This window comes from Croceitalea vernalis, assembly GCF_031846405.1.
GTDB lineage: Bacteria > Bacteroidota > Bacteroidia > Flavobacteriales > Flavobacteriaceae > Croceitalea > Croceitalea vernalis.
Genome location: NZ_JAVRHU010000008.1, coordinates 1 through 10,611, shown reverse-complemented (window position 1 = coordinate 10,611; position 10,611 = coordinate 1). Strand labels below are relative to the sequence as shown.

General features: G+C 33.0%; 13 protein-coding genes. All 13 read right to left on the bottom strand.

Annotated elements, in window-relative coordinates; all coding sequences use genetic code 11:
• Nucleotides 1–87 precede the first annotated feature (87 nt).
• The gene (locus tag RM520_RS15105) at nt 88–1,149 is read right to left on the bottom strand and encodes a T9SS type A sorting domain-containing protein (RefSeq protein WP_311388547.1); all 1,062 of its coding nucleotides are present in this window, start codon (nt 1,147–1,149) and stop codon (nt 88–90) included.
• Nucleotides 1,150–1,369: 220 nt separating this feature from the next.
• Nucleotides 1,370–1,867: a hypothetical protein gene (locus tag RM520_RS15100; RefSeq protein ID WP_311388546.1), complete on the bottom strand. Its 498-nt coding sequence runs from the start codon at nt 1,865–1,867 to the stop codon at nt 1,370–1,372.
• Nucleotides 1,868–2,099: 232 nt separating this feature from the next.
• Nucleotides 2,100–2,660: a TPM domain-containing protein gene (locus RM520_RS15095; protein WP_311388545.1), complete on the bottom strand. Its 561-nt coding sequence runs from the start codon at nt 2,658–2,660 to the stop codon at nt 2,100–2,102.
• Nucleotides 2,639–3,112 carry an SRPBCC family protein gene (locus tag RM520_RS15090; RefSeq protein ID WP_311388544.1) on the bottom strand — a complete coding sequence of 158 codons (474 nt, stop codon included), beginning with the start codon at nt 3,110–3,112 and terminating at the stop codon, nt 2,639–2,641. Before RM520_RS15090 ends, RM520_RS15095 begins: the two co-directional genes overlap by 22 nt.
• Before the next feature lie 769 nt (nt 3,113–3,881).
• Nucleotides 3,882–4,466: an ASCH domain-containing protein gene (locus tag RM520_RS15085; RefSeq protein ID WP_311388543.1), complete on the bottom strand. Its 585-nt coding sequence runs from the start codon at nt 4,464–4,466 to the stop codon at nt 3,882–3,884.
• 127 nt (nt 4,467–4,593) lie between these two features.
• The gene (locus tag RM520_RS15080) at nt 4,594–5,373 is read right to left on the bottom strand and encodes a hypothetical protein (protein ID WP_311388542.1); all 780 of its coding nucleotides are present in this window, start codon (nt 5,371–5,373) and stop codon (nt 4,594–4,596) included.
• Nucleotides 5,374–5,521: 148 nt separating this feature from the next.
• The gene (locus RM520_RS15075; RefSeq protein WP_311385634.1) at nt 5,522–6,208 is read right to left on the bottom strand and encodes a hypothetical protein; all 687 of its coding nucleotides are present in this window, start codon (nt 6,206–6,208) and stop codon (nt 5,522–5,524) included.
• A gap of 151 nt (nt 6,209–6,359) precedes the next feature.
• Nucleotides 6,360–6,779 (bottom strand): DUF3592 domain-containing protein, encoded by a 420-nt coding sequence (locus RM520_RS15070; RefSeq protein ID WP_311388541.1) that lies wholly within the window; start codon nt 6,777–6,779, stop codon nt 6,360–6,362.
• Between the two features lie 166 nt (nt 6,780–6,945).
• A complete protein-coding gene (locus RM520_RS15065) occupies nt 6,946–7,416 on the bottom strand; it encodes a hypothetical protein (protein ID WP_311388540.1) in 471 nt (156 codons plus the stop codon).
• 171 nt (nt 7,417–7,587) lie between these two features.
• Entirely contained in the window at nt 7,588–8,082 is a 495-nt protein-coding gene (locus tag RM520_RS15060) for a toxin-antitoxin system YwqK family antitoxin (protein ID WP_311388539.1), read from the bottom strand.
• Between the two features lie 155 nt (nt 8,083–8,237).
• Nucleotides 8,238–9,071, bottom strand: coding sequence for a hypothetical protein (locus tag RM520_RS15055; RefSeq protein ID WP_311388538.1), 834 nt, complete (start codon nt 9,069–9,071; stop codon nt 8,238–8,240).
• A gap of 164 nt (nt 9,072–9,235) precedes the next feature.
• Nucleotides 9,236–9,646: a hypothetical protein gene (locus tag RM520_RS15050; protein ID WP_311388537.1), complete on the bottom strand. Its 411-nt coding sequence runs from the start codon at nt 9,644–9,646 to the stop codon at nt 9,236–9,238.
• Nucleotides 9,647–9,979: 333 nt separating this feature from the next.
• Complete coding sequence (locus tag RM520_RS15045; protein WP_311388536.1) at nt 9,980–10,312, bottom strand: hypothetical protein; 333 nt, start codon at nt 10,310–10,312, stop codon at nt 9,980–9,982.
• Between the last annotated feature and the right edge of the window lie 299 nt (nt 10,313–10,611).

Below are 10,611 nucleotides of genomic sequence, written 5' to 3'. Positions count from 1 at the left end.
GTACTGAGTTTTGGAAATCCGTTAGGATTTCCTGAGTGGCATTTAAATGGCTCAGCTATAAATTATAGCCATTGTTGCCAGTAGTTTTTATTTATTCAACATTATTTTTATCGTGTCAAATTTCATTTCCGAGTCTACTATTCTTATTATGTAAACACCATTTGGCAATTCATATAATTCCTTTGATATTTTATTCCCGTTATGATTTTCCTTTGAAACGAGAGAACCATTGAAGTCAAAAATTTGAATTTCATAATTATCGTCCTTTTCTAGATTAATATTTACTTTTCCAGCAGAAGGATTTGGATAGAATGAACTTACCAATTTTGACTTTTCATAGACTTTTGGTTTGGTCACGGTTCCAAGTTCATCCATCATTGCTGGTGTTACAACTATAGGATAAAAATTCATTGTTATTTTGTCCTTTGTTGCTTTATTAATTACATCAGACATTGAATAATCGCTTAGTGGTTTTTCCAATGGTGGTGCATCTCCGATTAATATTACCATTCTTTTGTTTTCTGACTTCCAAAAATTCTCTTTTGAACTTTGGAAAAAACCATCATAAACCGATTCTGGGTAATCATCTCCATTCGTAACCTTAATTCCCTTTATAAATTTCTTTGCTGATTCTAAATTGGTTTCGAAGTTCTTAAACGAATACCATTCTTTACCGTCAGAATTTTTATCACCATATAGTCCGATCGCAACTCTAACATTTTTATACTTATTAATTGAGTTGATTATTTCAGTTAAACCCTTTTGAACGTTTGCAATATCGTCTTCCATACTGCCAGTTTTGTCAATTAGAAAAAGGATATCGGAATTGTCTACAGAGTGTTTTTCAATGATATATTTGATTTCATTGGTAATAAGTTCTGAATTAACTAAAAGTTTAAGTTCCCCTTTTGTTTCTTTCGCTAATTCGAAAAATTTGTTGGTTGTTGTTGAGTCAATAGTTTCTTTATCAAATAAAGGTGGAACATAAATATTGACTTTGTTAATTGAATCGAGAATTACCATAATTGAATCATTATTCCTTTTCTGTAATTCTAAAAGCTCACTTTCGGTTAATTTTCTTTCCTTGTCAATATTACAAGAAGAAATTAGTAGAGTCAGAATTAGAATTGATAAATATCTAATGTTCATATGGGTTTTTGTTTTTCTCAAATTACTGGCAACGGTCAGAGCTATGAACAGTACGGGAGCAAACTGACGTTTGCTTTCCGCCACGCACATAGCGAAATCTTATTGTTTTGTTTTTTCTTTTCCTTGCTAAAGCAAAATCCCAAAGATTTTGCGGACTTCCTAAAAATACACAAACCCAGCGATTAAGCCCGAAGCCCGTATTGTTTATAGGTTGTGTTAGCTAACGTTTTTTTTCTGCCCACCATGTCCGTATTTCTTTTACTTTTCCCGCGTCATATTTTCCACAAATGGTCAGTCCATTAGGGTATTGTTCATTCCGTCGATAAGATTCTAATATTGAAATAGCTTGGTCTCCAATTGTTATGTTTTCTGGATTTGGAATATGAGAAGAAATTGCACGCATCACACATTTTGCTTTTTCTTCTGATTCAATTTGGGAGATAAGAAATTCCAAGTCGTCTATATTCAGCCAGTCGAGAGGAGCTTCGCCAAGAGTTGACAAAATATTTAGCTTTTTTTGTTCATTTTCCCTGATTTTCAATTCATTTAGGAAGTCCTTAACTCCGATTTCATTCATTATTACCCAACCATTTGTGTCCCTTATTACGTTGTCCGTTTTCTCAACATCATTTTTTTGAGATTTCAGACTTGTTTTTTTACTGTCTCTACAAGAAATAAAAACAATTATTAGGCTTGTAATTAAAACGTATTTGAACATTACTGAATTGGCTTTTTTTAAATGTTAGCTAACGGTCGGAGCTATGAACAGTACGGGAGCAAACTAATGTTTGCTTTCCGTTTGGGACTTAGCCAAACCTTTTTGTTTTGCTTTTTCTTTTTTTTATTAAATGCCAAATCCAAAAGATTTGGCGGTGATCGTTGATTTTCCGGGTTTTTAAATTTAGCAACTAAGCCCGTATTGTTTATAGGTTTTGTTGTACACAGTACTTTTATTTCCACTTTTCTATTAACTCAATGACACCGTTTTTAATTCCGTCATAATATTTTCCGTTTTTAAATTCTGGAATTATAACGCTATCGATAACACTCTTACAAATTTCATCAGTCAAAATCAGTTCAGTCCCGTAACCCGTTGCAATTCCAATTTTCCTTTCGGGATTACATAATAGAATTACAAGTCCATTGTCTTTTTCAGCGCTTCCAACTCCCCAATATTTTCCTAAATCCGTTGCCATTTTTTGGATGTCAGAATAAGGTTTTATACTATCAATTGTCACAACAACTATTTGTCGAGTTGTTTCAGTGTTATAGTCATAAATAATATCCGATAGTTCTTTCCTCTCTGATGGACTGAAAATACTATCATAATCGTTTATTATTTGACCTTTTAGCTTCGTTTCTCTGAACTTTTCAATTGTTGAGAAGTCGAATTCGGGAATAGGTTTTTTTGTTTCAGTTTCTTGCGCTGAACCTTTGCAAGAAAGAAAATTCAAAGCCAGGAATAGTATTAATAGTTTAGTTCCGATTTTCATTTTATCACTTCTTTCCATTTGTTAGATTCCGCAAACTCTTTTACAATTCGATTTCTTTCGGTTAGTAATTCAATCATATATTTTTTAAGAAAGAGCTTGTCCGCCAACTTTCCTAAAATTCCAAAAGGCGATTTATAATAAAAAAAGTCTATCATCAAAGTTCCGCTATTCGATTCCTCAAAGTGATGTTCGTGTTTAAATTCCGCAAACGCTCCTTTAACCATTTCGTCCGCAAAGTATTTCGGTTTTTCAAATTCCGTTATTTTGGAAGTCAGTTTTTGATATATTCCAAAGTGTTTTGCTCTCCAAGTTACGCTTTCATTCATTCCGATTAATCCGCTTGTTTTTCCAGCGATTGCTTCTTCATTAGTTTGTTCTGTTGATATTTTGTGCAAATCGATACTTCGTGACAAGTCAAAAACGATATTTCTATCGGCTTTTATTTCAGTTTGAAGTTCGATTCTCGGCATTTTTGGGGTATTGTGTACAACGGTCTCAGCTATGATTTTGTAGCCGAAGAACTAAAGTTAGCAAAAAGGGATTGAGTTTTGGAAATCCGTCAGGATTTCCTGAGTAGCCTTTAAATGGCTAGCTATAAATTATAGCCATTGTTGGCAACAGTTTATATTTTAAAGTACAGAAAAACAGCAAATACAATGTATTTCAATATTTGACAAATCCCGATTATCAATTGAGTCACATAATTTCGTTTCCCGTCGTAAAAAGCTGAAAATTTTTCTGAATAATTTGCAAGAACATAATCGGACCCCAAAAAGGGATAAAGAAATTGTGAAAGAAGAATAATAAAGAATATAATGACAGAAGTTAAGAGTAACTTGTTCCAATTCCTTTCCAACAATTTGTCTGCCTTACGAAAAGTCCATATCAGTACAAAACTAAAAATCATTAGTCCCAATAAATCAGGTAGCCATTGCATTCCAAATGAAGTTGGAGCTAACACTATTTGTAGATGTGTCAGTACATATTCTACAAGGCTAGAAAATTCGATAACGGACAAGAACAAAAAAGTCCCAATTCCCAATAACTTTAGTAATTCTGATTTATTCAATTCCAAAATTCCAGTTTGATTAAAATTGTTGCCAACGGTCTCGGCTATGATTTTGTAGCCGAAGAACTAAAGTTAGCAAAAAGAGATTGAGTTTTGGAAATCCGTTAGGATTTCCTAAATAGCCTTTAAATGGCTAGCTATAAATTATAGCCATTGTTGCCATTAGTACTTTATTCGTTTTTCGGCCATACTTTTTTAAATTCTACAGCGACTATGAGCATTTTTTCGGTCGGTTCATTTCCATTCTCTTTTAAGAAACTTTCAAAAAAGTCCCAATGTGCTTTTTTCCATTTTGTAAGAGGTTCAACATAAGTTCCCATATCCATTTCAGCGTATTCTTTGGATATCTTGTTGAATGGAATTGTATCGACACTTATATTTTCTATAATCGCTTTTGCCTTTCCATTAAAGTCCGTTACGATTTGTTTTGTTCCAACAGTTGGTAAATCCGCTTTGTATTGTTGATACAAGCTGTAAAGTCCAGACGAAGCTCTTTTTTTACCAGTCAGAGTCAATTCTGCCAATCGATTTGCGTCTTTCTCATTATTATGGAAAAAGTCGGATTCGGGAATTTCGTCGTTTTTAAATTCAGGATAAGATTCGGTAAAGTCATTCCACATTTCAGAAACTGATTTGTCAATTCCGTCCTCGGTTTCAGTCGTCACTTCAGATTGATTTTCAGTTCCGATTTCCCTTTTACTTTCGTTTTTACAACCAACTAAAATCAATAAAAGGAAGATTGAAATGGGTCTCATAGTTTTTCATGTATTAATGGCAACGGTCTCGGCTATGGCCGCGTGGCCAGTGCCAGACATTTTTTATTTGGTTGAAGTTAGGAAAAAATGACCAAGCGTTAGCCATGGGTCATAGCCATTGTTGCCATTAGTTTTTTTCTTCTGCCATACACTTTTCAATTCCGGATTTGGCATTTTCAAATTCGGGAATGTATCTTTTTTTGAAACTCATTTTCGGCTTTCGCTTGTCAACCTCTATTTTAAAATCTTTAAACTCAGGTAATTGAAATTCATAAAATGGCCTTCCATTGAATGTAGGCATATTTTCTACGTATTCTATTGCCCGAAAACAGTTATTTGGAAATCGTGTCTTTGCATAAGATGTGACTTGACCACCAACATGCCTCATGGCTGTTAAGAAAAGAATTGCCTTTTCCAAATCGTTTTCAAGGTTTAGATTATCCAAATCAATATTAGTGTTTGATAAATTCATTGATTTTTGTTTATTCAAAACGTCTATAAAAACCGAGCTATAGTAAAAAGCTAAAAGTTCATTTCGGTTCGGCAAATTGTTCAACGAAGTTTTCATGACCTTTTTTGTTGACTCTCTTTTAAGTCCAACATGAGGTCCATTAAATGAGTTCCATTTAAGCTTGGTAAATAGATAGTGCGCTACAAGTGTGTTGTCGGTAGGTTTTGCCAAAAATTTAGTCGAAGTTATATTATTTTGTCTTTTACTCAACTCTCCAAAGAACTCCTTTATTTGAGTCAATTCGTTCGCTTCAAATTCTGAGCTGTTCGAAGCCCCATTGTTTTTCCAAACCGCAGTTACATATTCTGGAACAATTTGATTGTATTCGACTTTATCATTTTGACCGAAGACAAAAAAAGTGCTTAGTTGTATTAGTGCTAAGGTTAATATTCTCATTGATTAAATTAATGGCAACGGTCTCGGCTATGATTTCGTAGCGGCGATTCCCAACGGGAATTGTCGGACTGAAATCCGGCCGTATTAAAAGTAATTATTTTTAAGCTAGCAAAATGTAGCTATAAATTATAGCCATTGTTACCTACAGTTATTTATTTCCAAATTTTACTAATTCAGGTTTTATTATTATTAACTCACTTTTTCTCGGAAATTTTCCGTGTTCAAATGTCAGTTCGACACTATTCTCTTTCTTTTCGAGCGTTTTTATGTCAATATCATAAAAGTCTGAAATCACGAACGTTTTGTTTTCATAACCCAATTCAGTTGGTTGGATTAAAATATGAATATCAGTTTTTGAGTTTTCGGTTTCTAATGGCAAACGTTGTCCATTATAAAAAGTCATTACTCTCACAAAAAAGTCATTTCCATATTCCGATTTAACTTGGTCAAAATCCCGAAGGATTGATTCAAATTCCGATTCAGACGTTTGAGTGATTTCAGAAGTATGTTTGTAAACGAAAAAATTGTCTGATATATCTAAAGTGTCTCTAAAGTCCTTTTTGTCAATTAACTTCCGTTCTCCGCTTTTTAATTTTTCCGCAACATTTATTTCAGTGTCCGAAGTTTCTACGAAGCGATAATAATCCGAAGTTTGAGTGTTTTCAGATGAACTTTTATCTTTTTTTAAATTCTCAATTTGTGTTTGTAAATCAGAAATCTGCTTTTCTTTTTCGGTCAGTTTTTTAGTCAATTTTTCCAATTCCCATGAAGGTTGTTTTGAATTACAACTTGCAATTAAAATCAATGTTAAAATCAGTAACGGAATGTTTTTCATAATTGTAGGTAACGGTCTCGGCTATGATTTCGTAGCGGCGATTCCCAACGGGAATTGTCGGACTGAAATCTAGCCGTATTAAAAGTAATTATTTTTAAGCTAGCAGAATGTAGCTATAAATTATAGCCATTGTTGTAGGTAGTTTTTTTATTCAGATTTTATTTGTTAACCAGACAATTCCGATTCCTGAAAATAAAAATCCACCAATAATAAAAATCATGGGAAAGTAAGTTTTCCAAAAGTCGCTGTTTATCATTATTTCGTAATCCTCGTCCTTTTTTAAGTAAATTATTTCAATCGGTTGATTAATTCGTTTAGGGTTTTCACTTGAGTCCAATTTTTGAGTCGTTTCAATTCCGTTTTTGTCCGTAAATCGTACAATTGGATAGTGATAAATATGCGAATCTCCGTCAGCATCCTGACTGCGTTCCTCTACGAAGTCAATTATTTTGGCTTTTGTTTTAATTCCGTTTGTTTGTATTCTACGATTTGAATTCCGAACGTAAAATCCAGCATATAGAGATACGCCTCCAACTATTAAAAAGACAATAGGTCCAATTAAGTTTTCCATTCAATTTCTTAGTGAGTCAAAATTACCTACAACGGTCTCGGCTATGATTTTGTAGCCGAAGAACTAAAGTTAGCAAAAAGGGACTGAGTTTTGGAAATCCGTTAGGATTTCCTGAATAGCCTTAAATGGCTAGCTATAAATTATAGCCATTGTTGTGTTTAGTGTTTTATTTTTTTCCGTTATAGTTTCGCCCAGTTTTGAATCCACAATAGCTTAACAAAATGAGAAGTCCAATTTGCAACACAAACATAACTTTTGATAATATGCCGATGGCGTTCTCAACGGGACTTTTGTCTAGAGGAACATTTTGATTATTATTAGGTCCACCAAAAAAATCCAACATGGCAATTAATTTTCCAAGTACTAACACAAATAGTATTGTAACTATCATTAGTATTAGATTAGACGTAATATTTTTAAAATTCCGTCTAGTTGTCCGTATTAGGTAAACTACAAAAAAGGTAAAGACAAAGATTAAAGGGATTAAATGAAAATTTGCAATTACAAAATAGGTGTCGTGAATATTTATGTCCCAAGTTGAGTCACTTTTTAATCCATCCATTCCGAAAATTGCCAGCGTCAAAATCAGGACAAGTACTAAAGTTCCAACTATCCAATAAATTTCTTTTTTCTTCAAATTTCGATTTCAGTTTGAATCTTCAACATTAAGCACAACGGTCTCGGCTATGATTTCGTAGCGGCGATTCCCAAAGGGAATTGTCGGACTGAAATCCGGCCGTATTAAAAGTAATTATTTTTAAGCTAGCAAAATGTAGCAATAAATTATAGCCGTTGTTGTAACCAGTTTTTAATAATTCCATACATCCTTTATGTATCCATTTTCAAAATATTCAATGGACTGACCTTTTAATTTATCATTTGAATAATTCCATTCCATTTTCTTCTTACCGCTCTTGAAATATTCTATTGTAAGCCCATTTCTTTGGCCATTTTCATAACTAAAATCATACTTCTTCTCACCTGTTTTGAAGTATCCTGTGCCGCCAATTACAATATCGTCTCTAAATTCCCATATTATTTCTTTTTCGCCACTTTCATAATATCTATTGGAAATTCCATTTCTTTTTCCATTCTTGAAACTATAATCTTCAAGAAGTACTCCACTTTTAAAATAAGACTTGCCATCGACGAGTTGTCCGTTCGCATATTTCCACTCAGAATATGTCCCATCTTCATGATATTCTTTAGAAATCCTATTTTGGGAATTTTCAGAAGATAATTTTCTATTCGATGAACAAGAAACAATTATTAAGATAAGGGTCAATGCTAAAATTCTAATCATAAATTATAATTGGTTACAACGGTCTCGGCTATGATTTCGTAGCGGCGATTCCCAACGGGAATTGTCGGACTGAAATCCTGCCGTATTAAAAGTAATTATTTTTAAGCTAGCAGAATGCAGCTATAAATTATAGCCATTGTTAGCTACAGTATTTTTTAGTAAATCCATATTGCGTCAACTAAATTTTCTTCGTTTCTCACTTTTAAATTTCTACGATTTAATTCAATAGGTAGCGGATTTATAAAAATCAGTTTTGCCACATTGAAAGCTTTGCTTAACAACTCCATTGGAGTATGAGTAACAAATCCTGTTTTCTTTATTGAATGATTAAACAAATCGTATTGTTCCTGTTTAGAAAGAAGTTGAGCACCTCTTCTTATATATTTACATTTTTCGAAAAATGGTTTATTAAAGTCAACTTTTAATATTTCATTGATTTTACCAAGACAATTATTGAAATTTTCTACGATAGGTAAAGTAGCGTCTTGAAAAGCACCAGCACCTTGAAAAAACCATATTCTAAAATCATAAATATCATTTGTTAAAAAAGCATTTCCGTTGTCGCTACAAAAATCAAAATTTTCAGATGCGTGTTCAAACAATTTATTTCTTATCATAGTGATAAAGTGGAAATCATTAAGCCAATTTCTGTATTCTAATTCAGTCATCGAATTATTGTAGTTGAAAGTCAGTAGGTTCTTTCTAAACATATATTCTATTCGATGTATTTGTATGTAAATATTTTCTAGATAATTATAGCATTTTGCTTCTAAATAAAACTGCTCTTTTGTTTCTTCTAATGAGGCTTTTCCAGATGAGATTTTTTCAGCAATTTTTGATTGCTCGTTTCGTGTTATTATGAACTCATTTGAATTAATGCCTATTGACTGAAGGTAGCTAAATGCGAATTTTTGGGAATTATTTAAAGTATTAATATCTACTTGTCTTAAAAATCGAAAGTATTCTTGGCTTAATGTATTTATACTCATAGATTGTCGTTCCGATATTGTAGCTAACGGTCTAGGCTATGATTTCGGCTTGGCAAATCCGTTAGGATTTCCAGGTTCGGAATCCAGCCATTTTTAAAGATAAAGTTTTTCAAATAGGGGTAGAAGGCAAAGCTGAATTATAGCCATTGTTGTAAAACGTTTTTTTATTCGATTAGTTTTTGTTTTTTCGGTTTTATAATGATGTCATTGTGCAGGTTTGGAAAATATTTCAACATGGTTTCCTTGCTCTTTCCAGATGTGTCAATAAATGTCCAATTCTGTCCGTTGTCTCTAGATATTCCAATTAAAGTATATTCGGATTCTATTTTTCCTTGTGGGGTATTCATAACAATTATTTGAGTCAAAGAACATTGTAACTCACCATCTTTTTTTAAAAATCCGGAAGGACTTTTAAAATTTAGGTCAGTAAATGAGAACCCATCATTTTTCATTTTATTCATTCCTTGTTTTGTGGCTTTCACCATGTTCGATTTTCCACCCATCATTTCAATAACTTTCGGATAGGTATAATTTGCAAAATTTTCATAATCCTGTGCAAGAAAGAACTTTTTCATTTTCCCAAGTTGAGCGTTCAAATTTTCAGTCTGCGCAAATGAAAATATCGAAGTAAGTATCAGAATAAAAGTCCAAATGTTTTTGTTCATAAAGTTTGTTTTAAATGTTTTACAACGGTCTCGGCTATGATACTTTAGCGGATGGGCAGTTTTGCGCCAAAGGCCCGCGCCAAAGATAACCGCAAAGGAGCTGGCGCGTTTGGAAGGCGAGCAAAAGTGCCGAGCTACATATTCGCCGGACCGGTTTTGTTTTTATTTAAAAGTAAGAAAAGTTATTCTTTGTAGAAGGAAAGCTATAGATTATAGCCATTGTTGGCAAATCGTTTTTTATTTTCATATTACTTTCATTCCGATTAATAAAGTTACCACGATGATAATTAAAAGTCCAAACGAAAATAATTTGTCAGATTCTTTTACGTGTGGATTTTTTGCTCCAAATCCATCATTAATTTCGTCCGAATATCTCATAAAAAGAATAAAATCTCTTTTATGTATGTTTTCACTAATCCGCTTAAAAACTCTGTCAAAAATCCAATAAACCATTGGTACGCAAAATCCGAAATACATAATTCGGTCATTCCTGAATTCAGTTTCTGAATCCAACAATCCGAAAAGTCCAACAGCTAAAAGTCCGAAACAGGTCAACCATATTATTTTGGGATTCATCCATTTCTTTTTCCTTGTGTAAAGAATAAAGAAACTAATCCCAAGTGCAATTCCAATTCCGATTATGCTATTATCCAATTCAGTTTATTTTTCTTTTCCGTTATGTTGCTCTTAAATGTTTGCCAACGGTCTCGGCTATGATTTCTTAGCGGCGATTCCCAACGGGAATTGTCGGACTGAAATCCAGCCGTATTAAAAGTAATTATTTTTAAGCTAGCAGAATGCAGCTATAAATTATAGCCATTGTTACCTGCTGGCTTTTTTTGCTTTAATCAATTGTTTCAGTTTCGTTTTGTTCA